The 23,692-nt window shown below is 57.5% G+C and carries 18 protein-coding genes; 9 read left to right on the top strand and 9 right to left on the bottom strand.

Annotated features, from left to right (window positions below; translation table 11 throughout):
- Nucleotides 1-50: 50 nt before the first annotated feature.
- Nucleotides 51-1,343: a putative porin gene (locus tag ACP7BE_RS22945; protein WP_165446539.1), complete on the bottom strand. Its 1,293-nt coding sequence runs from the start codon at nt 1,341-1,343 to the stop codon at nt 51-53.
- Nucleotides 1,344-1,601: 258 nt separating this feature from the next.
- Between ACP7BE_RS22945 and ACP7BE_RS22940 the strand changes: the two genes are divergently transcribed.
- Nucleotides 1,602-2,726, top strand: coding sequence for a GNAT family N-acetyltransferase (locus ACP7BE_RS22940; protein ID WP_095002675.1), 1,125 nt, complete (start codon nt 1,602-1,604; stop codon nt 2,724-2,726).
- Nucleotides 2,727-2,743: 17 nt separating this feature from the next.
- On the opposite strand, the gene aqpZ is transcribed toward ACP7BE_RS22940, so the two are convergent.
- The 4 genes from aqpZ to ACP7BE_RS22920 form a co-directional block, all read right to left on the bottom strand.
- The gene (aqpZ, locus tag ACP7BE_RS22935) at nt 2,744-3,445 is read right to left on the bottom strand and encodes an aquaporin Z (protein WP_095002674.1); all 702 of its coding nucleotides are present in this window, start codon (nt 3,443-3,445) and stop codon (nt 2,744-2,746) included.
- Nucleotides 3,446-3,646: 201 nt separating this feature from the next.
- The gene (locus tag ACP7BE_RS22930) at nt 3,647-5,479 is read right to left on the bottom strand and encodes an ABC transporter ATP-binding protein (RefSeq protein WP_095002673.1); all 1,833 of its coding nucleotides are present in this window, start codon (nt 5,477-5,479) and stop codon (nt 3,647-3,649) included.
- A 150-nt stretch (nt 5,480-5,629) separates the two neighbouring features.
- Nucleotides 5,630-6,193, bottom strand: coding sequence for a peptidylprolyl isomerase (locus ACP7BE_RS22925; protein ID WP_095002672.1), 564 nt, complete (start codon nt 6,191-6,193; stop codon nt 5,630-5,632).
- A 163-nt stretch (nt 6,194-6,356) separates the two neighbouring features.
- A complete protein-coding gene (locus ACP7BE_RS22920; protein WP_095002671.1) occupies nt 6,357-7,280 on the bottom strand; it encodes a LysR family transcriptional regulator in 924 nt (307 codons plus the stop codon).
- A gap of 154 nt (nt 7,281-7,434) precedes the next feature.
- Between ACP7BE_RS22920 and ACP7BE_RS22915 the strand changes: the two genes are divergently transcribed.
- The 4 genes from ACP7BE_RS22915 (at nt 7,435) to ACP7BE_RS22900 (ending at nt 15,784) form a co-directional block, all read left to right on the top strand.
- On the top strand, nt 7,435-8,034 hold the full coding sequence (locus ACP7BE_RS22915) for an FMN-dependent NADH-azoreductase (protein ID WP_095002670.1): 600 nt from the start codon (nt 7,435-7,437) through the stop codon (nt 8,032-8,034).
- 299 nt (nt 8,035-8,333) lie between these two features.
- The gene (locus ACP7BE_RS22910) at nt 8,334-14,168 is read left to right on the top strand and encodes a hypothetical protein (RefSeq protein ID WP_426107404.1); all 5,835 of its coding nucleotides are present in this window, start codon (nt 8,334-8,336) and stop codon (nt 14,166-14,168) included.
- A gap of 153 nt (nt 14,169-14,321) precedes the next feature.
- The gene (locus tag ACP7BE_RS22905) at nt 14,322-15,182 is read left to right on the top strand and encodes a carboxylate/amino acid/amine transporter (protein ID WP_095002668.1); all 861 of its coding nucleotides are present in this window, start codon (nt 14,322-14,324) and stop codon (nt 15,180-15,182) included.
- A 41-nt stretch (nt 15,183-15,223) separates the two neighbouring features.
- A complete protein-coding gene (locus tag ACP7BE_RS22900; protein WP_095002667.1) occupies nt 15,224-15,784 on the top strand; it encodes an RBBP9/YdeN family alpha/beta hydrolase in 561 nt (186 codons plus the stop codon).
- A gap of 92 nt (nt 15,785-15,876) precedes the next feature.
- On the opposite strand, the gene ACP7BE_RS22895 is transcribed toward ACP7BE_RS22900, so the two are convergent.
- The gene (locus ACP7BE_RS22895; protein WP_095002666.1) at nt 15,877-17,145 is read right to left on the bottom strand and encodes a mechanosensitive ion channel family protein; all 1,269 of its coding nucleotides are present in this window, start codon (nt 17,143-17,145) and stop codon (nt 15,877-15,879) included.
- A gap of 191 nt (nt 17,146-17,336) precedes the next feature.
- Between ACP7BE_RS22895 and ACP7BE_RS22890 the strand changes: the two genes are divergently transcribed.
- On the top strand, nt 17,337-18,683 hold the full coding sequence (locus tag ACP7BE_RS22890) for a DEAD/DEAH box helicase (RefSeq protein ID WP_095002665.1): 1,347 nt from the start codon (nt 17,337-17,339) through the stop codon (nt 18,681-18,683).
- 187 nt (nt 18,684-18,870) lie between these two features.
- Here the strand turns inward: ACP7BE_RS22890 and ACP7BE_RS22885 are convergent, their stop codons facing one another.
- Nucleotides 18,871-19,593: a TorF family putative porin gene (locus ACP7BE_RS22885; protein ID WP_426107401.1), complete on the bottom strand. Its 723-nt coding sequence runs from the start codon at nt 19,591-19,593 to the stop codon at nt 18,871-18,873.
- A 194-nt stretch (nt 19,594-19,787) separates the two neighbouring features.
- Nucleotides 19,788-19,967: a hypothetical protein gene (locus ACP7BE_RS22880; RefSeq protein WP_016781632.1), complete on the bottom strand. Its 180-nt coding sequence runs from the start codon at nt 19,965-19,967 to the stop codon at nt 19,788-19,790.
- 358 nt (nt 19,968-20,325) lie between these two features.
- Here ACP7BE_RS22880 and ACP7BE_RS22875 point away from each other — a divergent pair, with 358 nt between their 5' ends.
- Genes ACP7BE_RS22875 through ACP7BE_RS22865 form a run of 3 tightly spaced genes read left to right on the top strand, consistent with a single transcriptional unit; the run spans nt 20,326 to nt 22,561 of the window.
- Nucleotides 20,326-21,162: a CvfB family protein gene (locus tag ACP7BE_RS22875; RefSeq protein ID WP_095002663.1), complete on the top strand. Its 837-nt coding sequence runs from the start codon at nt 20,326-20,328 to the stop codon at nt 21,160-21,162.
- 22 nt (nt 21,163-21,184) lie between these two features.
- The gene (locus ACP7BE_RS22870) at nt 21,185-21,589 is read left to right on the top strand and encodes a DUF2177 family protein (RefSeq protein WP_095002662.1); all 405 of its coding nucleotides are present in this window, start codon (nt 21,185-21,187) and stop codon (nt 21,587-21,589) included.
- A gap of 42 nt (nt 21,590-21,631) precedes the next feature.
- Nucleotides 21,632-22,561, top strand: a complete 930-nt coding sequence (locus ACP7BE_RS22865; RefSeq protein ID WP_095002661.1) for a DMT family transporter — start codon at nt 21,632-21,634, stop codon at nt 22,559-22,561.
- Here ACP7BE_RS22865 and ACP7BE_RS22860 read toward each other — a convergent pair.
- Nucleotides 22,509-23,690, bottom strand: coding sequence for an MFS transporter (locus tag ACP7BE_RS22860; protein WP_095002660.1), 1,182 nt, complete (start codon nt 23,688-23,690; stop codon nt 22,509-22,511). The genes ACP7BE_RS22865 and ACP7BE_RS22860 overlap by 53 nt on opposite strands.
- Between the last annotated feature and the right edge of the window lie 2 nt (nt 23,691-23,692).

Genomic DNA, 23,692 nt, shown 5'->3' with positions numbered 1-23,692 from the left:
ACAAAACGCTGAATGACTTCAGCGTTTTGTCTATTGAGTAAACCTTTCTTTTAGAACTTGGCTTCCAGGTCCAGCTGCAAGGTGTTGGCCTTGGCATCTTTCTGGGTGGAGGTCGCGTAGTCGGCCTTGGTCAGGAAGTAGGTCACGCCGACACCGAAGTTCTTGTCGATTTCATAACCCACTTTGAACTTGTGACCGCGGGAACCGGTAGTACCGTTGGCGAAGTCAGAATCGGTGAAAGCGCCGACCACGGCGTTACGCTGAATATCGCGGTAGTTGTAGTCCAGGCTGAAGGCGTTGAGCTTGGATTTGAAACCCACCAACCAGGCATCATCCTGATCGCTGTCGGTGGCAGCGTTATGCACGTATTGGCCGTACAGCGACAGCGGCACGGGCAGGTTGGCGATATCGACCTGGCCGAAGCCTTCGTACAGGCGGAACTCGTCAGTGCTGTTACCGTTGACGCCGAGTGCACATGGGGTGGTCTTGGTCCCGGTGGTCGGGCACTTGCTGTCCTTGTCGTTGTTGTAGCTGTAAACGCTGCCGCCCAAGGTCACTTTCAGGCTGTCGGTAGGGGCGAAGCGAGCACCCAGCTGGCCGGCGTACAGGCTCAGGTCGTGCTTGAATTGCACGCCTTCGCCGTCAACGTTGTCCTTGAGGGTGTAGTAACCGGCGCTACCAAACATTTCGACGCCGCTGTTGCCCAGGTTGTGTTTGTAAGTGGCGGCCAGACCTTCCGGGTTGATATCGCTATCCCAGATTACATCGCCCATATTGACCCACGGCTGTGGCATCTTGCCGGCAATCAGGTGCAGGTCCTTGACGGCGGTCGGGTGGTAGTCGATGAACGCCATGTCCAGCCACAGTTGCTTCTTGTCGAAGTAGTTGTCCAGATCCTGGTTGGTGGAACGTGCATCGTCACCGCCGCCAGTGGCGATACGGATACCGGTATTCACCTGCGGGTTGATTTCGGTATAGGCGCCCAGGCGGGCACGAATACGTTGGCGGTCCTTGTTCTTGCCATCGGATTCGCCGTCGATCTTGACGGTTTCCTGACGAACCCGTACATCCCCCTTGAGTTCGGTTTTGGCGGCCCAGGCGACTTTCTGTTCGAAGGCACTGAGATCGGATTTTTTCACCTGATCGGCGGCAGCTTCTTGCTTGGCTTGATTCTCACTGGCGAGTTCAGTTTGCAGCTCGGAGTACTGTGCAGGCGAAATAGAGCCGTTGGCTTTTAGCATTTCGAGCAGTTTGGCATCGACCGCAGCGCTGGCCGGAACGCTCATGGCCAATACCAGGCCACCACACAGTCCCGCAGCAACCCGTGTAGATACAAGACGCATTATGAATCTCCCAGTGCTGAGATGGCCCTAGCCACCCCAAGAAAAATCGGCCCTTTACGGGCTCACGTTAACGAGGCTTGGCGTGTCATGAGCGTGTTGGCAAACAGGTCGCTCATAACCCCGTGTTCTAAGAAGCGGCGTCAGTATCGCGGGTGGATATGACAGAAAAGTGGCAGACTGATAGCAAGTCTGTGACAGTGAAGCGATTCAGTGGTTGGGTGATACCATCGCGTCTACGCCGCGCCTTGAGGACTATTAATGCCGCTTCAACGACTCGACAGCCTGTCCACCATCCCCGCCCATGAATGGGATGCGCTGGTGCCGGTGGCCCAGCCTTTTTTGCGCCATGCCTTTCTCAGTACCCTGGAAGACAGTGCCAGCCTGGGCCCGCATTCAGGCTGGCAGCCCGAGCATTTACTGCATTATGAAAATGGGCAGTTGCAGGCGGCGTTGCCCAGTTATCGAAAATGGCATTCCTACGGTGAGTACGTGTTCGATCACGAGTGGGCGCAAGCCTGTGAGCGGGCAGGTATCGAGTACTACCCCAAGCTGCTTGCGGCAGTCCCGTTCAGTCCGGTCAGCGGCCCCCGGTTGTTGGCCGCCCGTGCCGAGGACGGGCTTGAGCTGCTGGCGGCCTTGCCCGGTTATCTGCAGATCGAAGGGCTGTCCAGCGCCCATATCAATTTCACCGACCTGCTGGCCGATACGGCGCTGGCGCAACAACCCGGCTGGATGCAACGGCTGGGTTGTCAGTTTCACTGGCAGAACCGCGGGTACCGGGACTTTCAGGATTTTCTCGATGCCCTGAGCTCACGCAAGCGCAAACAGATGCGCAAAGAGCGTGAGCAAGTGGCAGGGCAGGGGTTTGAGTTTGAGTGGCTGGACGGCCAGCAGGTGAGTGAAGCGCAATGGGATTTTGTCTACGCCTGCTACGCCAACACCTATGCTGTGCGACGGCAAACGCCGTATCTGACCCGGGATTTTTTCAGCCTGCTGGCCGAACGCATGCCCGAATCGATTCGCGTGGTGTTGGCCAAACAGGGTTCGACCCCGGTTGCGATGGCGTTCAGCCTGATCGGCGGCGACAGTCTCTATGGTCGCTACTGGGGATGTCTTGGCGAGTTTGACCGCCTGCATTTCGAGACGTGTTTCTACCAGGGCATGGATTACGCTATCGCCCACGGTATCAGGCGTTTTGATGCTGGTGCTCAGGGCGAGCACAAGCTGATTCGCGGCTTTGAACCGGTGATCACACACTCATGGCATTACCTGCGCCATCAGGGCTTGAAGGCGGCCGTAAGTGACTTTTTGCAGCGTGAGCGGGTCGGTGTGCTGGCGTATGCCGAAGAGGCGAGGTCGGCGCTGCCATATCGGCAGGCCTGACCCTCGCGTCCGGCCGTTTAGCTGCCTTCCTTGCCCAGCCAGCGATAGACCAGTGCGCCAATGGCCGCACCGAGCATTGGCGCCAACCAGAACATCCATAACTGCTGAAGCGCCCAGCCGCCCACGATCAGCGCCGGGCCTGTGCTGCGTGCCGGGTTGACCGACGTGTTGGTCACCGGGATCGAAATCAGGTGGATCAGCGTCAGCGCCAGGCCGATGGCCAGAGGGGCGTGCCCCGCGGATACCCGTTTGTCAGTGGCGCCCATGATGATCAGGATAAACATGGCGGTCATGGTGATTTCACAGATGAGCCCCGACACCATGGAGTAGCCCCCGGGTGAGTGGTCGCCATAGCCATTGGCTGCGAGCCCGCTGGCAGCCAGATCAAAGCCGGGTTTGCCACTGGCAATCATGTACAGGAGCCCGGCAGCAATCACACCGCCGAGGATCTGGGCAATGATGTAGGCAGGCAGTTCTTTTGCAGGAAAGCGTCCACCAACCCACAAGCCGAACGACACGGCCGGGTTGAGATGGCAGCCACTTATATGGCCGATGGCAAAGGCCATGGTCACCACGGTCAAGCCAAATGCCAGAGCCACCCCCAGCAGGCCGATGCCGACATCAGGAAACGCGGCTGCGAGCACAGCACTGCCGCAACCGCCCAATACCAACCAGAAAGTACCCAGCAACTCAGTGACGGAACGTTTGAACAAGGTCATGGAGGAGATCCCGGATGGATAAATCCATCGAGCAATTGAAGCGGCGTTGCCTCCTGCGATTTACTACAGGATTCTCCCGAATCCTTTACTAATTACAGCACTCGCCGATTTTTTTTCCAGTGCCATAAAAAACGCCAGCCCCCTTTGAAATCGGGGGCTGGCGTTGTGCTCCACGCGCTTTGCAGCTAGCGCTTTTTTGGTTCAGTCGATGCCGACAAAACCACCGGTCTGGTGTTGCCACAAACGCGAGTACAAGCCACCTTTGGCGAGCAGCTCGCTGTGGGTTCCGGATTCAGCGATACGGCCGTTTTCCAGAACCACCAGACGGTCCATCCGTGCAATGGTGGAGAGGCGGTGGGCGATGGCAATCACGGTTTTGCCTTGCATCAGGGTTTCCAGGCTTTCCTGGATCGCGGCTTCGACTTCGGAGTCCAGTGCCGAGGTGGCCTCGTCCATGATCAGGATCGGAGCGTTCTTGAGCAGCACGCGGGCAATGGCGATACGCTGGCGCTGGCCGCCGGACAGCTTGACGCCGCGCTCGCCCACATGAGCGTCAAAACCGGTGCGGCCCTGGGCATCGGATAGCAGCGGGATAAACTCATCGGCCCGGGCTTTGCGCACGGCTTCCCACAGCTCCTCGTCGGTGGCGTCCGGCTTGCCGTACAGCAAATTGTCGCGGATCGAACGATGCAGCAGCGAGGTGTCCTGGGTAATCATTCCGATCTGTTCGCGCAAGCTTTCCTGCGTCACTTCGGCGATGTTTTGATCGTCGATCAGGATGCGACCGCCTTGCAGGTCATACAAGCGCAACAACAGGTTCACCAGGGTTGACTTGCCGGCACCGGAAGGGCCGATCAGGCCGATTTTTTCACCGGGTTTAATTACCAGGTTGAGGTCGCTGATGATCCCGCTGCGCTTGCCGTAGTGGAAGTCAACGTGTTCAAAACGCACTTCGCCACGGTTGACGATCAAGCGTGGAGCCTGGTCGCGGTCAGTCACGGCGACAGGTTGGGCGATGGTCTCCAGGCCGTCCTGAACCATGCCGATATTTTCAAAAATGCCGTTGACCACCCACATGATCCAGCCGGACATGTTGACGATACGAATCACCAGGCCGGTGGCCAGGGCAATTGCGCCGACGCTGATCAGCGACTGGCTCCACAGCCACAGCGCCAGCCCGCTGGTGCTGACGATCAGCAGGCCATTCAGGCTGGTGATTGCCACGTCCATGCTGGTGACCACGCGACTGGCCAGTCGGGTTTTTTCGGTTTGCTCGATAATGGCTTCGCGCGCGTACTGCTGCTCAAAGTTTGTGTGGGCGAACAATTTGAGGGTGGTGATGTTGGTATAGCCGTCGACGATGCGGCCCATCAGTTTGGAGCGTGCATCAGAAGATACCACCGAGCGTTCCTTGACCCGTGGTACGAAGTAATACAAGGCCCCGACATAGCACAGGATCCAGGTCAGCAGGGGGATCATCAGGCGCCAGTCGGCTTCGGCAAACAGCACCAGCGAGCTGATGGCATAGATCAGGACGTGCCACAGCGCATCGACGGCCTGTACCGCCGAATCACGCAGGGAGTTGCCGGTTTGCATGATGCGCTGGGCGATGCGCCCGGCAAAATCGTTCTGGAAAAAGTTGAGGCTTTGCTTGAGCACATAACTGTGGTTTTGCCAGCGGATCATGCTGGTCATGCTGGGGCTCAGGGTCTGGTGCACCAGCAGGTCATGCAGGCCGAAGAACACCGGGCGGATGATCAGTGCGACCACGGCCATCCAGATCAGCTCACCGCTGTGGACCTTGAAAAAGTCAGTATTGGGCGTGCCCTGGGTCAGGTCGATCAGCGTGCTCAAGTAGCTGAAAAGCGATACTTCGATCAGTGCCGCGATCAGCCCGACCACCAGCAAGGCGGCAAACACGGGCCAGACCTGGCGCAGGTAGTAGAGATAAAATGCCCAGACAGTGCTGGGCGGAGCCGGAGTGGGGGCTTCGCGAAAAATATCGATCAGTTGTTCGAAGCGACGATAGAGCATTGGCACTGACGCCCGCAGCGCGGGCTCTCCTTATAGTGGTGTGACCGGCAGAGCAAAACACGGTCGCTGCAGGCGAAGGCAGCATAGCCGTCTGCGGCAGCAGCGACCGTGTATTGTTTCCAGTCAGCGCTTCCTGCGTGATAGCGCCTGTCAGTCGATACGCTTGGCCGACTTGATCAGTACCGGATCGATGGGCACATTTTGCATGCCTTGTTTGGTGGTGGTTTGCGAGTTGACGATCTGGTCAACAACGTCCATGCCATTTACCACCTTGGCAAAAACGGCGTAACCGGCATCACGGCCCGGGTCCAGAAACGCATTGTCTGCCACGTTGATGAAGAATTGACTGGTGGCCGAGTTCGGGTTCGACGTGCGTGCCATCGACAGGGTCCCGCGAACGTTATGCAAGCCGTTGCTGGCTTCGTTCTTGATCGGGTCGCGGGTCTGTTTTTGCACCATCTGCGACGTAAAACCACCACCTTGCACCATGAAACCCGGGATCACGCGGTGAAAAATGGTGTTGTTGTAAAAGCCGCTGTCGACATACTTGAGGAAGTTGTCAGTGCTGATCGGAGCCTTGACCGGGTCCAGTTCGATTTCGATCTTGCCAAAGCTGGTATCCAGTACCACGTGAGGCGCTTTGGCAGTTTCAGCCGCCATAAGGTTGGCAGCGAACAGCAGGGCGCCAGCGGCAAGAGCAATTTTTTTAAGCATGGTTCAGTGATCCTGAAAAGTTGGGTGACCGTTCTATGCCGCACCGTCAGTGAAGCTGGGGGGCATTGAACCAGTGCCCGTGCCACATCTTGCAATGGCAGATGTTCACGGGCGGCGGGTGTTGGACAGGATATTCTCGAATCAGGTTCCTGCCCACTGCTCATCACGCTTGCTGCGGTGCGGCGAAAGGTGCCTCGAGCGGTGCCGTGTCGAAAGTTCGCAACAATTCGACAAGGATTTGAGTTGCCGGGCCCAGGGGTTTGTCCTTGTTGGCGTACAGGAAAAACACCGGGTGACGATTGCCGCCCTGGTTGAGCGGCAACGGCTTGAGGAGACCTTCCTTGAGCTCGCGCTCGATCATGTGCCGTGGCAACCAGGCAAACCCCAGCCCGCTGCCCACAAAGGCAGCCGCCGTGGCCAGGCTGCCGACGGTCCAGCGCTGCTCGGAGCCCAGCCAGCCCACGTCGCGTGGTTGCTGGCGCCCGGAGTCACGAATCACCACTTGTAACTGGCTTTCGAGGTCCTGGAAATGCAACTCGCGTTGCAGGCGATGCAACGGGTGGTCGGGGTGGGCCACGGCGACAAACTCCACGGTGCTCAACTCGGTACCCAGGTAGCCGGGAATATTGAAGCTGCTGATGGCCAGGTCAGCCACGCCTTCGAGCAGCACTTCCTCGACGCCGGACAGGACCTCTTCACGCAGACGTACGCGACAGCCCCGGCTTTGCGGCATAAAGGCGGTCAGGGCGCGCACCAACCGGGCATTGGGGTAGGCTGCGTCGACGACCAGGCGCACCTCGGCTTCCCAGCCTTGCTCCATATGATGGGCAAGGTCTTCGAGCTGGCTGGCCTGCTTGACCAGTTGCCGGGAGCGACGCAGCAACACGCCACCGGCTTCTGTCAGCACCGCCTTGCGTCCGTCGATGCGCAGCAGCGGCACGCCGAGCTGGTCCTGCATGCGGGCCACGGTATAGCTGACAGACGACTGTGAGCGGTGGAGAACTTCAGCGGCTTGGGCGAAGCCTCCGTGGTCGACCACAGCCTGCAAGGTGCGCCATTGATCAAGGGTCACGCGGGGCGCTTTCACAATGAATTCCTCTGATTTTGGACTGGTTACAGGATACCGTTAAACAAACAGATTTATAGATAGGTTGTAGCAGGTAATTGCGCTTTTTTATCGAATCAATGACCCCTAATCTTGGCTCCATTCTTACAGCATTTACAGATGGAGCTTGTCCGCCATGTCCAATGTTCTGATCATTGAAAGTAGCGCCCGCCAGCAAGGCTCGTTTTCCCGTCAGTTGACCCAGCAGTTCATCAGCCAGTGGCAAGCAGCCCATCCGACCGATCAGGTCACCGTTCGCGACCTTGCCCTGCACCCGGTACCGCACCTTGATGCCAACCTGTTGGGTGGCTGGATGAAGCCCGAAGCACAACGCAGTGCAGACGAGCACGCCTCCCTCAAGCGCTCCGATGAGTTGACCGACGAGTTGCTGGCCGCTGATGTACTGGTGCTGGCGGCGCCCATGTACAACTTTGCGATACCGAGCACGCTCAAAGCCTGGCTGGACCACGTATTGCGCGCCGGGGTGACCTTCAAGTACACCGAAACCGGTCCACAGGGGCTTTTGACCGGCAAGAAAGCATACGTGTTGACGGCTCGCGGCGGGCTATATGCGGGTAGCACCTCGGACCATCAGGAACCTTATCTGCGTCAGGTCATGGCCTTTGTCGGCATTCACGATGTGACCTTTATCCATGCCGAAGGGATGAACCTGGGCGGTGACTTCCAGGAGAAAGGTTTGAATCAGGCCAAGGCCAGGTTGTCTGCCATCGCGTAGTCTGTTAATCGACAGATAATCGCCCGATGGCTTAATTGTTTCATTGCTCCTTCAAGCATGCGGTTCGCGCATCGAACCTCCCTTTGCACTTTATTGAGTGCCCGTACCCGATCAGCCTTTGCGCTGGATCGGGCTTTTTTTGTCTGGAGCATTTGTTGCGTACAAGCATGTTCACGCCTTTCAAGTGCGCTATGTATCTATCTTTTTACAGGTCCATGCTCTGTTAGCTTTGCCCTTTAATTGTTTTGCCCGGGATTCTTATCGGATGGCAAAACATCACTGATTAAGGGCTGTGTGCCATGTCCATGCTTTCGTCCCGCCCAGAGGCGCAACTCCAAAGAGAAGCGCTGGCCATTGCCGGCCACCTATCCCGACAGCCCACTTTTCTTGCGGCCGCCAGAGATTCGTTTCGCACAACGTTGCACCGGCGCTTTGCGTTTGTGTCACAAGCATTTGACCTGGATGCAATGCATGTCACTGATTATCGGCTTGTGTGGAATCAGGATCAGACCGAGCAGGTTGCCAGTCCCGCCACTTCCCGGACTCTGGGTGAGGAACTGAGTCGATATCTGGCGAGCCGTGAGCTGCCGGTTTTTCAGGGGTTGGTCGGTATCTTCGACAAGGCGGGAGTCTATGGGGATCTGGGGGCGCGCATTGTTGGCGGCGACACTACCGGCAGTGAGCTCGTGGCCATGTTGCAGGATGCAGGTGTCCGGGCCTGCTTGAACTACCAGCAACAGGTAGCGGCTTTTTATAGCGGTACACCGCTGGACGGGCTCAAGTCGGCAATGGCTGTTGCCTCGCCCCATGAGCTGGCAGGTGTCGATCCGCAGCGACTTGTCTTCGGCGTCCTGGGGGTATCCGGCCATGAATGGGAGAGCCGCAGCATTGTCCAGCTGTTCGCGGCCTACAGGGAGAGCGGCGAGTTGGCTGCGCATCCGGACGGCATGAGCACGGACGGCCAAATGACTGCCTGGACATACCCTGCGGCCAGTGCGGGCCATTTTTATCGCAGTCACTCCGGTCTGGAGAAGCCTGGGGTTCTGCTTAAACTTCTGCAGGACGCCGATAATCGCTATGCCCGTGACCTGCCGATGAACGAGCCTCTCAAGGCCTGGCTGGCACACAGAATGGCCAGACAAAGGGCCGCTGAAGCCAATCTGCGCTTGCGCGACGGTACCTTGACGGCTGAAGGGGCGGCCATGATCAAGGGGATAACCGGCGGCGTGCGCGATGCGATGGATCTGCACAGCCCCGGCGTGTATGAGCTGTTTCTGCGGGTGCCTGGAATCGAGGCCCGGGTTGCCGGATGTCTGGTTCTTACCAGCAGTCCGCGGGATCTGCCCATCTACAGTCCTGCGGGTGTCATCCTGTTGATTGCAGGTCAGGGACTGATCGAGTTTTCCTCGGGCAGTGAGTTCAGTGACTGCATGACGCTCTGGCTGGATCAACCACAAAACCATCCCTGGTTGCGAGCCGGGGTTGCGTTGGGCCACCGGGACGCTGTTTTTGCCCATCGTCCACGTGCGCTTGTGGACTATCCGGGTGTACCCGGCGGCGATGCCTTTGCCCACTGCCTGACAACATTGCTGAGCTGGCAGCAGGACAGTTGTACACACCTGATCCGTTCTGGCTCGGTGGAGCCCCTTTATCTGGAGCAGGCAATTGATCTCAGGGCCAGGTTTCGTGTCGGGCATGTGCTGCAGGTGTGCGAGTCAGCCCGACAGGGAAAGCACACCGCGCAAGCGTTCAGGAACACCGCCCTGAATGACGGGTTGGTGCAGGTATTCCCCCTGATCCAGCCGCTGGTTTCACCATTCGATATGGACAGTCTGAATCTCAAGGGTTACCGCGATGACAGCAAAGTCACAGATCTGTCAGCCGGGAGGATAAATCCAGAGCATTTGCAGCTTGTCAGTACCAGTCCGCTCGGCGATGTGCTACGTGAAATGGTTGCCAATCTCGAGGCATTCAACGTTTTTGCCCAAGCAGATCTTTTCTTTATCTGTGCGGGTGACAATTGCATCGAAATGGCAGCGCAGGAGTTTCGTGAAAGCATACAGGCTCTTGTTCGCCCATTGAGGTACATCGCTGTCGAGTACCAATTGCCTGTAGCACCCGAGGCGGTGCCAGATGAACCGATAAACACGTTCAAACAGCAGGCAGACGCTACCTTGGCGGACTTGCAGGCTATGTCCGAAATGCTCAAGCAGTCTGCTGTACCGTCTTCGCGCAGGCTGCGTCCAGTCATGCATTCAGAGCTGCAGTGCGCCATCAGTGAGGTAATTCGCCAGTTTCAGTTGTTCAAGGATGACTTGCGTGGCGAGGCTATACAGGTGCTGTACCAGCGCCTGCCGCTTGCAGAAACACTGCCGGTCAGACTGCGCGGGCATCTGGAGACCTACCTGCAGGGTGACGGGCAAACCTATCTTTTTGATTACGGTGAGTCCGTAACTCTGCCGGAAATGCTCGAGTACTACCGTGTCATTCCGGCTGACCCGACTACGGCTCCTGCCAGGCTGCAGGCACTGAACGATCTTGAAGAGCAGTATGCAGTTCGGTGTATGGGTATGGAGCGGGGCACGCCCCTGATTGACTGCCTTCTCACTGCGGATCAGGAGCGAAAGCTGCTGAATGCCGTCAAGGGTTTTATATCGTCCCGGCAGCCTTCACAAGGTGTTAACGCTCTGCCGCCGCTGGAATTGCTGGCACATTACCTGCCTGATTTTGACCCTGCCCGGTTCGCTCACACCAGGCCTGCAGTCGCGCTGCAACAGCTGCTGACTTCAGAATGCGGTCAGTGTCTCGGTCGCGAATTGCTCAAGGTCCTGGGGTGGCATGGCGCACGCGATGGTGAGACCAGCCCGGTGACGCTATGTACCCAACTGGTCTGGAAAACTCTTGTGCTTCGATACTCGCAGGCTGGTGAAGTGGCCGGTTACGACTTGCACTCGGATCGTCTATGGGGCAGGACCTATGCGTGGATCCGCAGCGATTTTGAGACCTTTTTGCTTACTTCGCGACAAGCTGCATCCTCGGCGTTTGCCGCGTTGCTGGCGCGGTTGTTGCGAACGGCCATGCCACCGGATTTCAGTGTCCGCGATATTCCTGGCGAACTGACTTACGGTTCGGCCAGTTGGGTCAACTTGCGCCATGGTGCCGAACTGGCGCATGCCATCGAGCCAGGCTCGACACTGCGCATGACATTTCAGGAAGTCATCCTGTTGCCTGGCAAGCAGGGGCAGGGGCTCGTTTTTTCCGCCAAAGCAAACGAGCAGAAACAGGTTCTGCTCCGCGAGAAGTCTTCAGCCATTCTTGCCTTGCGCCTGCCTCCACTGATGGCCTGGGCGGCCCTGCATGGCGTTGTACCTAAAATGCCCCTGGCTGCTTATTCCAGCGTGGAGATCCAGCGCGCAGTACAAGCGCTGGATGCGTATGAACACGCGATTTTCAAAGCAACCAATGACCTGTTCAAACCTGCCCCCAACAGGTTTGAAATTGCAAAAAAAGAGCTGGCCCGGCGCGGCCTGAATCCCTATTTCAGCGAGTTCACGGCTGCCAGGGGCAGAATGCCGCTGTTTGAGCTTTACGCTGCCGGCAAGCATATGGAGCTGGATTTTCCGCCCTACACATCAGCCACCATACCGAGTGCCGAGGAGGTTCGTGCAAGTGCCGAGCGCTTCTCACGGCTCAAGAAGTTGCCGGTGAATATCGAGCTGGAATTCAACCGGCAGTACAATGCCTATGAAGCGGCGCTTGTGGCAGCACAACAGGCGGTTGTCAGGTTTTTACTGGACAGCCTGCCCCCGCGGCAGCGTCAGGACATTGAATACAGCCATGTCAGGGTATTGCGTGTCAGAGCTGAAAGTACCGGCAGTGTCAGTGAGGACAGCCCCGAAATCACGGACTCACTGATGTTGCGTCAGGGGTTTATTCTCGAAGTGTGCAAAAAAGAAACCTGTGATCTCTACGAGATTTTCCCAAGGGCGCTGCACATACAAGAGAGTCCAAGGCTCAAGCCATTGCTGGTAGGAGGCGTAATCGCTCCAAAGAAAATCGGTATTCACACCTGGGTCCACACTTTTCGGCATGGCACGGTTTTGAATATTGACGAAAATGCCTATCGGACCGGGCACAAACCCATGCCCCATGAGACCTCCCGATCCAGGCTGATTATTGAGGAGCTTGGTAGCGTGCCAGCGGGAGACGAGACGAGCAGCCATCTGCCCGATACGTTCAACTCCTTGCGCAGCAAACAGATTGCCAGGCTGATTCCGCTCTATATCGACAAGGGGCAAGCTCGTGCGGCTGCCCGGGGAGTGACGGCTTTTGACCAGGCACATCCTGCCCTGTCATTGCTAAAGGCGATTACGCCTTTCTGGGGGGGCATCGAGGATCTGCTTTCGGATGATCAGAAACGCAGAGCTTCGGGGGCATTCGGGATGCTCCTGGACCTGCTGTTTTTGGTCCCCGTCGTAAGATTTGCCGGAGGGGCAGTGCGGGTGATCAACCTGGCTGGAAAGATCGGTTTCAAGGCCGTGTTGCCCCGGATGGGCAAGCTCGCCAGAACCCTGCTGGTGTCTCTGGCTCAGGAGCTGAACCCCCTGGATGGCTTGCCCCGTTTGCTCAAGTGGAGCGGTGCCAAACTGCTTGAGGGTGGTGCTTGTCTGGCTGAGAAAGGTCTCGGGCACTTCAGGCAAGTGACCAGCCTTTCAAGCGTGGCGCGTTACGACATTAAACAGGGGCTGGTAACGGTCGCGGATCCCGGGGCCTGGAAGCCTGTGGCTCAGGGCGATGAGCTGCGTACGGTCAGTGATGTTAAAAACGTGCAGGTTCGCAACACGGGCAGCGTCACGACCAGTGATTACCGCCTGATTGATCCTGTATCCAGTCTTCCCTATGGGCCGCGCTTGGCCTCAGGCGCCCGGTCAGTACATTTCGGCCAGCAAAAATTCTTTGTTTCTGCCAGCCCTGATCTTCCCGATGGTTATTACTTGCTGCGAGTCAGAAGTCCTGACAATCCCTCGCAACTGCTCAGCAGCGGGGTAATTGCCAAGCCTGAAGCGGGTGCTGCGGGGCAATGGAAAAGAAGAGGGATCAAGGGCGGGGGAGATGAAGTGCCAGAGACCGCCAGTTTGCATACCTGGAGACTGCAGGACGATAACGGGCTGGCCTCATTGGGGGACATGACCACATTCCGGCGCAGCGACGTTTCATTGAAAGGGCGGCAGCCCGATACGACAACAGGTGTCCATACCTTCGACAATAGATCCTATATCGCGGTTGGAGATCCGCCCGAGGCTTATGAGGTGGTGCGGGTCAGAAACAGATTCTGGCAGTTGCATACGGATGGTGAACAGGCTGGCCCCTTTGTTGCGTATAGGCCAGCTCAGGGCCATACCTCAGGTGTCTGGGACCTGGCCCCGCAGATTACTCTGCAACCCAAGCCAAGATCGAAATGGGAGACCGCCCCCGAGATCCTGTTCACCCCGGAGCCGGACGGGCCGCAGCTTTACCGCAACCTGAACAAGCTGCCGGCGAGTACCCCCTGGCAGGTTGAGAGCGGCATCGACTTCAAGCGAATTGAGCAGGAAATCCGCACCCGGTTCAATGTTGAACTGGAGGGCGTTGAAGTCATTTCGACAACGGCCAGTGATTTGGCGGTCAGGATGGATATCCCCTACGACGCGGCCTCTACGAAAGCCAGCCCTGTCGCCTGGACCTCCCCGCAAGGCAAGATCCATATCGCCACGGATCATCCGGATTATGTGGTAAACGGTCTGGTGGACTCCGACAAGGTGCGCTCCACGGTAGTGCATGAGTATGTCCATGCGGCCTCTCATCGCAGAGCCGGTTTGCAGGTCATTTCCGGGGAGGGGGTCAATTATGACGAAAGTGTGGTGGATTATTTCGCGGAAAAAATCTACTCGCAGATTTATCCCGGACGGCCCTACAAAAGCGGCTATTTCACCCCGGACGGAGCCCTGTGGCACGGGCAACTGGTGCCGTTTATGAGTCAAAGCGCAACCATGAACCTGGTTGAGATCCAGCAGGCACTCTTTCACGATCCGGCGTTGTTCAGGCCGCTGGGCCCGGACGCCTTGCAGGAATGGAAGCGGCTGACCGGTTTCTAGTGCTGTGCGCCCTGAGGTCTCAATTGCCCTGGAGCGGATGAGATTGGCAAGCCAGCATTTTACTTCCCCGGCAAACCCGCTAAGGTCGCCCATTCTTTCGAATTCGCCACGGCGTAAACGAACAGGCAACTACGGTTTTTGAGCGAGAGATTCATGGGCTATCTGTTAATTGTTACCCTGATTCAGGCGTTTTCATTCAGCCTGATTGGCGAGTATCTGGCGGGGCACGTCGACAGTTACTTTGCGGTACTGGTGCGTGTGGTACTGGCGGGGCTGGTATTTATTCCGCTCACACGCTGGCGTCAGGTCGAACCCGGTTTCATGCGCGGCATGCTGTTGATCGGGGCGCTGCAGTTCGGTGTCACCTACGTCTGTCTGTACTTGAGTTTTCGAGTGCTTACGGTTCCGGAGGTGTTGTTGTTCACCATCCTGACCCCCCTGCACGTGACCCTAATCGAGGATGCAATCAACCGCCGTTTCAATCCGTGGGCGCTTGTTGCGGCACTGGTCGCCGTTATGGGGGCTGCGGTCATTCGTTTTGACACCATCAGCCCCGAATTTTTCAAGGGCTTCCTGCTCCTGCAACTGGGCAACTTCACTTATGCCGCCGGTCAGGTGATGTACCGGCATCTGGTCGCACGCTACCCGAGCGATTTGCCGCATTACCGGCGCTTCGGTTACTTCTATCTGGGTGCGCTGGCTGTGGTACTGCCTGCTTTTGTGTTGTTCGGCAAAGCCGATTTCTGGCCTGAAGCCCCCTTGCAGTGGGGAGTGCTGGTGTTTCTGGGGCTGGTCTCCACTGCACTTGGCCTGTATTGGTGGAACAAGGGCGCGTGCATGGTCAGTGGCGCGACCCTGGCGGTCATGAACAACGTGCATGTGCCGGTGGGTCTGTTTTTCAGCCTGTTGATCTGGAATCAACACGAGCCTCTGGGGCGGTTGTTCCTGGGCGGGCTGGTGATATTGATTGCCGTCTGGATAAGCCGGCTAGACCGCAGGGCTGTGACGGTCTAAGGTCAATCTCAGTCCATCTATCGCCTTAAGGGAGAGTCGGAATGACAGTCAGGGTGTTGATCTTGCCGGGCCTGTTCAATTCAGGAACAGAGCATTGGCAATCTCACTGGGAGCAGCGCTACAGCGGTTTGCATCGGGTCAAGCAGGACAATTGGGAAACTCCCGCCTGTGTTGACTGGGTGCAGAACCTGCATAAAAAAATCACCAAGAGCGAGCGCCCCGTAGTGCTGGTGGGTCACAGCCTGGCGTGTACGCTGATAGCCCGCTGGGCCCAGCAGCACCCCAAGGAAGCAAGGCGGGTGCGCGGGGCGTTACTGGTGGCACCCAGTGATACCGAGGCCGACAGCTACCCGGCCGGGACCTCAGGCTTTAGCCCCATGCCGCTCAATACCCTGCCTTTTGATGCGATCACCGTAGCCAGTACCAACGACCCCTATGTCACCCGCGAGCGGGCCGAGGCCTTCAGCCAGGCCTGGGGGAGTGAACTGGTATGGTTGGAGAATGCCGGGCATATCAATGGCGAAGGTGGCTATGGCACCTGGCCGCAGGGCATCGAGTTGTTGTTCAAACTCACTGGCGACCCGCAGTTCAAGCACGCCTGAACATTTAGCCGCTGACGAGACAAGAGGCTGCGACAAGCCCCGCAGGGCTTTCAGATTCTCGCAGCCTCTCTGTACTCCTTAGCGGCTACACATCACTCTTCGATCGGTATTCTGGTCAACAGCCCCTTGCGCAGGTCATTACCGCTTGGTTGCTGGTACACGCTTAAACCGAACTCGGGCAGTACTGACAGCAGATAGTCGAAGATATCGCCCTGAATGCGTTCGTATTCGTCCCACACAGTGGTTCGGGTAAAGCAGTACACCTCCAGGGGTACGCCTTGAGGCGTGGTTTGCAGTTGGCGCACCATGCAGGTCATGTTCGGCTGGATATCGGCATGGCTTTTCAGATAGGCAAGGGCATAGGCGCGGAAAGTACCGATATTGGTCATGCGTCGACGGTTGGCTGACATGGCTGCCACGTTGCCCTGGGCTTCATTCCAGCTTTTGAGTTCGGCTTTCTTGCGATGCAGGTAGTCGCTCAGCAGGCGCACTCCCTCCAGACGTTGCTCCTGCTCATCGGTCAGGAACGCAACATCGCTTGCGTCAATAAACAGGCTGCGCTTGATCCGCCGGCCGCCGGACTGCTGCATGCCGCGCCAGTTCTTGAACGACTCGGACATCAGGCGCCAGGTGGGTATCGAGACAATGGTCTTGTCGAAATTCTGCACCTTGACGGTATGCAGGGTGATATCGATCACATCACCATCGGCCCCGACCTGAGGCATTTCGATCCAGTCGCCAACCCGCAGCAAGTCGTTGCTGGTCAACTGTACGCTGGCCACGAACGACAGCAGGGTGTCCTTGTAGACCAGCAGGATAACCGCAGACATTGCCCCCAGCCCGGAAAGCAGCAGCATTGGCGAGCGGTCGATCAGGGTCGCGACAATGATGATGGCCGAGAACACATACAGCAACATTTTGGTCAGCTGAATGTAGCCCTTGATCGGGCGGGTCTTGGCGTAGTTGGTGCGCGAATAGATGTCGAGCAAGGCGTCCAGCAGTGAACTGATAACCCGCGTCAGTACGAAGATGGTGATGGCCAGCGCCAGGTTGCCAAGGAAGTGGCGACCGTTGTCGCTCATGTCCGGCACCAGATTGCGCCCGAACTGCACTATCAGCGAGGGAGTCAGTTGCGCCAGGCGATGGAACACCTTGTGTTCGCGTAAATCATTGATCCAGTGCAGGGCCGGTTGGCGGCCGAGCATTTTGGTCACGCGCAGGATAATAATGCGTGCGATATGACCGGCCAGCAGGGCGACGCCCACGAGAACGATCAGGCCCAGTATGGCCGAAACCCAGGGATGTTGATCCAGATTGGCCCACAGGTCCTGGATTTGGCTCCAGAGTGCTTGAGTATCCATAAGCTAAAACGATATCCGGTAATAAATGGCCATGGGATTAGAGCACTTCAGGGCGATTTGTGGGCCTTGATTGGACTAAAGACCCTAAAAAACCATTTGTTTCACGCCGTTCGTGCAAAGTAACTCGGCCTTGGCGCTCGAAACCGTTACTCTATGCCGCTGATTTTTTGTATTTCTTCGAGGTAGCACCCGTGTTTTCCGATTTCGCCCTGCACGAACGCCTGCTTAAAGCTGTGGCCGAGCTTAAATTTGTCGAGCCTACGCCTGTGCAAGCAGCGGCCATCCCGCTCGCGCTCGAAGGGCGTGACCTGCGGGTTACAGCTCAAACCGGGAGTGGCAAAACTGCCGCTTTCGTACTGCCGATTCTGAATCGTCTGATTGGTCCTGCCAAAATCCGCGTCAGTATCAAAGCGTTGATTTTGCTGCCGACCCGCGAGCTGGCACAGCAAACGCTAAAAGAAGTTGAGCGTTTTTCGCAGTTCACGTTCATCAAGTCCGGTCTGATCACCGGCGGTGAGGACTTCAAGGTTCAGGCGGCCATGCTGCGCAAGGTGCCGGATATCCTGATCGGCACCCCTGGCCGTTTGCTCGAGCAACTGAATGCCGGCAACCTTGACTTGAAAGAAGTTGAAGTTCTGGTACTCGACGAAGCCGACCGCATGCTCGACATGGGTTTCTCCGAAGACGTGCAACGTCTGGTCGATGAGTGCCCGAACCGTCAGCAAACCATGCTGTTCTCGGCCACCACCGGTGGTTCGGGCCTGCGTGAGATGATCGGCAAGGTACTGAACAACCCTGAGCACTTGCAGCTCAACCAGGTCAGCCAGTTGAACGCCACCACGCGTCAGCAGATCATCACGGCAGACCACAACCAGCACAAAGAGCAAATTGTTAACTGGCTGCTGGCTAACGAGACTTATCAAAAAGCCATCGTTTTCACCAACACCCGTGCCATGGCTGACCGCATCTACGGTCGCCTGGTGGCTCAGGAGTACAAGGCGTTCGTCTTGCACGGTGAAAAAGACCAGAAAGACCGCAAGCTGGCCATCGATCGCCTGAAGCAGGGCGGCGTCAAGATTCTGGTGGCTACCGACGTGGCGGCCCGTGGTCTGGACGTTGAAGGCCTGGATCTGGTGATCAACTTCGATATGCCTCGCAGCGGCGACGAGTACGTTCACCGTATTGGTCGTACTGGCCGTGCGGGCAATGATGGCCTGGCGATCTCGCTGATCTGCCATGGTGACTGGAACCTGATGTCCAGCATTGAGCGGTACCTGAAGCAAAGCTTCGAGCGCCGTACCATCAAGGAAGTCAAAGGCGTCTACGGCGGCCCGAAAAACGTCAAGGCTTCGGGTAAGGCTGTTGGTGTGAAGAAGAAAAAGACCGACGCCAAGGGCGTCAAGAAGAAGTCGGGCGCCAAGGCACCGACCAAGCGCAAGATCGCCAACCGCCCGAAGACCGACGCTCTTTCGTTGGTCAGCAAGGACGGCATGGCGCCGCTCAAGCGCCGCAAGCCAGAAGCACCAGCGGCTGAGTAAATCGCTGGCATGGCTCACAAAAAACCCGGCCTGCGCCGGGTTTTTTGTTGCCTGAAACGCCGCAGATTTTGTGAGCGCCGCAATGTCTGCAGGAGCTGGCTTGCCTGCGATGGTGTCATCGTGGGGTGACTGGGAAACCGCGCCGTCTGCATCGCGAGCTAGCCCGCTCCGACAAAACCCGGGCGTTTCAGTAGAACGTCCGCTCGGCCTTAAATGTCAGTAAGCCATCACACTGGGAGTTCTGCCCTGAGTAGGCAGAGCAGTCGCTGCCGTCCAGGCTGGAATCGCTGTAGATCACGTTGAGGTCAATGCCCATCCAGGGGCGCGAGAGTTTGATCGACCAGTCATTGAATGCGCGTACGCTGCCACCGTCGGCAATGGACACCGGTGAGCCCAGTTGGTGGGTGGTGTATTTCATGCTTACGCCGATGCCAAAGGGCTGGTTGACCCCCAGATCGGCAAACAATGTGCTGTCGCGGCGCCCCGGATCATTGCTGAAGGCGGCGCCAAAGCGCGTGCCCAGCACGGTGAGGCCTGCAAAGATCTGCTGGCTGTCGAGTGAGTCGACTTTGGGGTAGCTGTAATGGATCACCCCCAGCTCATAGCTCAGGGTCTGGTCAAAGGGGCGCTTGTAGCCCAGATACGAATCCACTTCCAGGTTGCTGCCAGGCTTGATGCCCATGGTGGGTGCCCATTGCCCGACATACCAGCCGCTGTCGTGGGTCAGGTCCAGGCCGCCATGAAAGGTCGAGCCGGGGCTGGTGGGCTTGACCAGGCCCTGGGCCATGCTGCGGCTGGGCTGGGTGGCCAGCTTCAGGTCGAAGTCGCCCAGCTCGCGGGAAAACACCTGTGCGTCTGCAATGGTGCTGGTCAGCAGCGTGCTGGCCAGCAACACCGTCCGTGTCAGCATGATCGGCTCCCTATTTGGGCTCAAAGGCTTGATTCAGAGCCTTCGGAGCATACGCAGGAATATCGGCAACAAAGTGCCGTTCGTCGATTTATCGATGCGAATCGGGGGCGGGGCAGGGGAACAAAGGGGATAAATCGAGAGTCCTAGCGCCTTGAAGGGCAAAGCGCATAAGGACCAGATGAAGCGAGGGGGTATTACTTCTTGCCGAGCGTGATTTGCTTGGACGGGCCGAAAGTTTGGCCGCTGACGCCTTTGCTGATTTGCTGAATCTCGCCGCCGGATTTCAGGAATGCTTCGATTTGAGCATTGATGGAATCACTGGTTTCAACAGCGGGAGCTGGCTTTGCTTTGCTGGCGGATGCTTTTACACGCATGGCGGCTATTGACCTGTAGAAAATAACTTGGCCAGCGATAGTACCTGAAATACTTGACAATTGCTTGTTAAATATCTTCGTAAAATAATATCGGTGCAGTATGAGTCAGCATGAACGACTGCATAATTGTCGGCTAACTCGCTGTTTTAATTCATAACGTGGGAGGTTTTGTATACGTGTCCGGCCGTGCGCAGATGGCCTTTGAGCATCCGCCAGGCTGACGAGTGGCGTCCAAGGCGCGTTGGAAAAACCTGATAAATCAAACCTTTCGCAGATTTTTTGGATGGCGGGCTGCGGCACTCCAATTTGCCCCCCTAAACTCGGGTAGAATGCCGCCTACGTAATGAGGGTATTGGACATGGCTTTAATCGGTCGCTACAACAGTTTGCAAGTGGTTAAACATACAAACTTCGGTTTGTATCTGGATGGTGGGGCTGACGGCGAAATCCTGTTGCCCAATCGTTATATTCCAAAAGATATTCCCAGCGAAGATGAAGACTGGCTCAACGTCTTTGTTTATTTGGACAGCGCTGACAAGTTAATTGCCACCACTGAAAAACCAAAAGTTCAAGTCGGTGAATTTGCCAGCTTGAAAGTGGTTGAAGTTAACAGCATCGGCGTATTCCTCGATTGGGGTTTACCAAAAGATTTGCTGTTGCCGTATTCCGAAGAAAAGCGCCAGATGACCGCCGGCGAATATGTCGTGGTGCACGTCTACCTCGACAAGCACACGCGTCGTATCACCGCGACTGCCCGTCTGGACCGCTACCTGGACAAAACCCCGGCCAATTATCAGGTCGGCCAGGAAGTTGATCTGTTGGTGGCCGAGGCCACGGACATGGGCTTTAAAGCCGTGATCAACAACAAGCACTGGGGTTTGATCCACAAGAATGAAATCTTCAAGTTCATGCGTGCGGGCAAGCAGGAAAAGGGCTACATCAAGGAAGTCCGTGCGGACGGCAAGATCAGCCTGAGCCTGCAACCGGTTGGCCAGGAAGCAGCCAGCAGCCTGAATTCGAAGATCCTCAGCAAGTTGCGCGACAACAACGGTGTGCTCGCCGTGAGCGACAAAAGTGCCCCTGAAGTCATCAGTACTCATTTTGGCGTCAGCAAGGGCAACTTCAAGAAAGCCATTGGTGCGCTCTACAAGGAAGGCAAGATTGCGATCCACCCGGACCGTATCGAACTGATCTGATCCAACACGAGGGGCTGGCGACATGAGCAAGGCAGTGTGGGCGTATATCGGTGCGTTACTGGCTTTTCTGGTGCTTGACGGCCTGTGGCTGGGCCTGCTTATGAGCTCTACCTATAAAGAGCTGTTGGGTTCGTTGATGCTGGCTCAACCCAAGTGGGGCCCGGCCATCGTGTTTTACCTGCTGTATGTGCTGGGCGTGGTGTTCTTTGTGGTATTGCCGGCCCTTGCCCGGGCCAGTGCGCGCAGGGCTGCTCTGGCAGGTGCGTTTTTCGGGCTGGTGGCTTATGGCACCTATGACATGACGAACTGGGCCACGCTGCAAGGCTGGTCGCCCCAGTTGGCATTGATGGACATGGCCTGGGGCGGGTTACTGACCTGTCTTGCAGCCCTGTCGGGTTATTGGGCGGCACGCAAGCTGGCGTCCTGATTGTTTTCGACCTTTTTAGGTGTGGCTTTTTTCGGGTGAACTATGAGTGTTTCGCGGCGAGCAACGGATGCTTTCGCACTGCAAGTGATGCTGGGATTGTGCCTGATCTGGGGTGTGCAACAGGTCATCATCAAGCTGGCGGCACCCGATATCGCACCCGTGATGCAGGCCGCCATGCGCTCCGGTATTTCAGCACTGCTGGTTGGGCTGCTGATCTGCTGGAAGGGTGGCTGGAGCCAAGTGCCTGCCACCTGGCGTGGCGGTTTGCTGGCAGGCAGCCTGTTCGGCCTGGAGTTCTTCTTTATTTCCGAAGGCCTGCAACTGACCAGTGCCGCGCATATGTCGGTATTTCTCTATACCGCGCCCATTTTCACCGCACTCGGGATTAACTGGCTGTTGCCCAGCGAGCGCTTGCGGCCTTTGCAATGGCTGGGGATATTGCTTGCGTTTGCCGGGATTGCCTTCTCATTCGCGGGCGGTATGTCGTTTGCTGACATGGACCGCAACGTGCTGCTGGGCGATGCCTACGCCATTCTGGCGGGCATGGCCTGGGGCGCGACCACGGTGGTGGTGCGCGGCTCGCGGTTGTCGGAGGCACCTGTGACCCTGACCCTGTTCTATCAGTTGATTGTCGGTTTTTTCGGCCTGCTGGTGATTGCCGCTTTCAGCGGCCAGATCAGCCACGTCAGCCTGACCACCGTGGCGGTGGCCAGTGTGCTGTTTCAAGGGCTGGTCGTGTCGTTCTTCAGTTATCTGGTGTGGTTCTGGTTACTCAAGCGTTATATGGCTTCCAACTTGGCGGTGTTCTCCTTCATGACCCCGCTGTTCGGAGTGACATTCGGTGTGCTGGTGCTGCATGAGCCTCTGAGCGTCAACTTTGTGGTGGGCGCAGTGCTGGTGCTGTGCGGTATTACGTTTGTCAGCGCCGAGCAGTGGGTGCGTCGCAAAGTGCGTGCTCTGCTGGGGGGCTGACCGACTGCCAGGCCAGAGTGCCCGCTAGCAGCAGCCCGCTGGCCGCGATGATCAGTGCCGGTTGCAAGCCGCCGCTGAAATGGCTGCTCAATGCAGCCAGCAATGGCCCGCACAGTTGGCCCACGGCGAAACAGGCGGTCAGCATGGCCGCATTGCGCGCTGTGGCATTGGGCGCCAGATCCCGTGAGCACTGCATCACCAGCGGCATGCAGGCCAGAAACGGTGTGCCGCAGAGGATTACACCAAGTGCCAGCCCCGCGCTGCTCGGAAGCAGGCACGCCAGCACACCAAGGGCTTGAATCCATAACCCGCCCATCAGCCAGAAGCGCGTGGTAGCAGGGCGCGGCCGACGAAAGCTGATCAGTGCCACGCCAATGGCAGCACATAGCCCGAATGCTGGCCAGAACAGATCGGCTTGCCACTGGCCATGAAACCGGGCATTGGCCATCTGGGATAAAAATGTCGCCGGGATGATATAGCCCAGGCCATAGAGCCCATAAATTGCTCCCAGACGGGCGATCCCGGGTTGCCGGTTATCGGGCTGCATCGTTTGAGGCCGGGCGGCAAGTGCAGCGGGTTGCGGTAGCGCGGGCAAAATCACCAGCAACATCAGCAGTGCCGCCAGGGCATAAATCATCCAGAGCGAGGCCGAGTCTTGCCCGGTTAAATTGGCGGCCAGGGCCAGCAGTCCGGTCAGCATCACCCCGAGACCGGGCCCGGCAAAAACCAGAGCGCCCAGACGCGGTCGATTGGCGGTGATAGCGATGTGCTGACTCAGTGCGGTGATCATCACCATCACCCAGGCACTGGCGATCCCGGAGCCGAATCGTAATAACAGATGCGCCCAAAACCCCTGGGCCCAGTACGACGCCAGCGTCAGCCCAACGCACAGCCACAGGCCTGTATGCAATCGGTTACGCACCTGGTCGGGGCGCCTGGCGCGCATGGCATCCAGGGCGCCGAGCAGGTAACCCAGGTAGTTGGCGGCGGCAATCAGCCCTGCGCCGGTCAGGTCGATCTGGCCTTCGCTGATCAGGTGCGGCAGTTGCGGCGTCAGGGAAAAACGGCCAATGCCCATGGCCATCATGAGTGCAACAAGGCTGGCGAGCAGGCGAATCAGGGGTGACATGC

The organism is Pseudomonas sp. TWR1-1-3 (assembly GCF_049896805.1).
Lineage (GTDB): Bacteria > Pseudomonadota > Gammaproteobacteria > Pseudomonadales > Pseudomonadaceae > Aquipseudomonas > Aquipseudomonas bubulae.
The sequence above is the reverse complement of the archived record's forward strand: the minus strand, read 5'-3'. Positions and strand labels throughout refer to the sequence as shown.

What these genes read in the sequence shown, in the direction of transcription:
- ACP7BE_RS22930 (WP_095002673.1), bottom strand. Translation starts at nt 5,479, where the DNA reads ATGCTCTATCGTCGCTTCGAACAACTGATCGATATTTTTCGCGAAGCC.
- ACP7BE_RS22915 (WP_095002670.1), top strand. Translation starts at nt 7,435, where the DNA reads ATGTCCAATGTTCTGATCATTGAAAGTAGCGCCCGCCAGCAAGGCTCG.
- ACP7BE_RS22860 (WP_095002660.1), bottom strand. Translation starts at nt 23,690, where the DNA reads ATGTCACCCCTGATTCGCCTGCTCGCCAGCCTTGTTGCACTCATGATG.
- ACP7BE_RS22905 (WP_095002668.1), top strand. Translation starts at nt 14,322, where the DNA reads ATGGGCTATCTGTTAATTGTTACCCTGATTCAGGCGTTTTCATTCAGC.
- ACP7BE_RS22945 (WP_165446539.1), bottom strand. Translation starts at nt 1,343, where the DNA reads ATGCGTCTTGTATCTACACGGGTTGCTGCGGGACTGTGTGGTGGCCTG.
- ACP7BE_RS22870 (WP_095002662.1), top strand. Translation starts at nt 21,185, where the DNA reads ATGAGCAAGGCAGTGTGGGCGTATATCGGTGCGTTACTGGCTTTTCTG.
- ACP7BE_RS22910 (WP_426107404.1), top strand. Translation starts at nt 8,334, where the DNA reads ATGTCCATGCTTTCGTCCCGCCCAGAGGCGCAACTCCAAAGAGAAGCG.
- ACP7BE_RS22900 (WP_095002667.1), top strand. Translation starts at nt 15,224, where the DNA reads ATGACAGTCAGGGTGTTGATCTTGCCGGGCCTGTTCAATTCAGGAACA.
- ACP7BE_RS22885 (WP_426107401.1), bottom strand. Translation starts at nt 19,593, where the DNA reads ATGCTGACACGGACGGTGTTGCTGGCCAGCACGCTGCTGACCAGCACC.
- ACP7BE_RS22940 (WP_095002675.1), top strand. Translation starts at nt 1,602, where the DNA reads ATGCCGCTTCAACGACTCGACAGCCTGTCCACCATCCCCGCCCATGAA.
- ACP7BE_RS22880 (WP_016781632.1), bottom strand. Translation starts at nt 19,967, where the DNA reads ATGCGTGTAAAAGCATCCGCCAGCAAAGCAAAGCCAGCTCCCGCTGTT.
- ACP7BE_RS22895 (WP_095002666.1), bottom strand. Translation starts at nt 17,145, where the DNA reads ATGGATACTCAAGCACTCTGGAGCCAAATCCAGGACCTGTGGGCCAAT.
- aqpZ (WP_095002674.1), bottom strand. Translation starts at nt 3,445, where the DNA reads ATGACCTTGTTCAAACGTTCCGTCACTGAGTTGCTGGGTACTTTCTGG.
- ACP7BE_RS22925 (WP_095002672.1), bottom strand. Translation starts at nt 6,193, where the DNA reads ATGCTTAAAAAAATTGCTCTTGCCGCTGGCGCCCTGCTGTTCGCTGCC.
- ACP7BE_RS22875 (WP_095002663.1), top strand. Translation starts at nt 20,326, where the DNA reads ATGGCTTTAATCGGTCGCTACAACAGTTTGCAAGTGGTTAAACATACA.
- ACP7BE_RS22865 (WP_095002661.1), top strand. Translation starts at nt 21,632, where the DNA reads ATGAGTGTTTCGCGGCGAGCAACGGATGCTTTCGCACTGCAAGTGATG.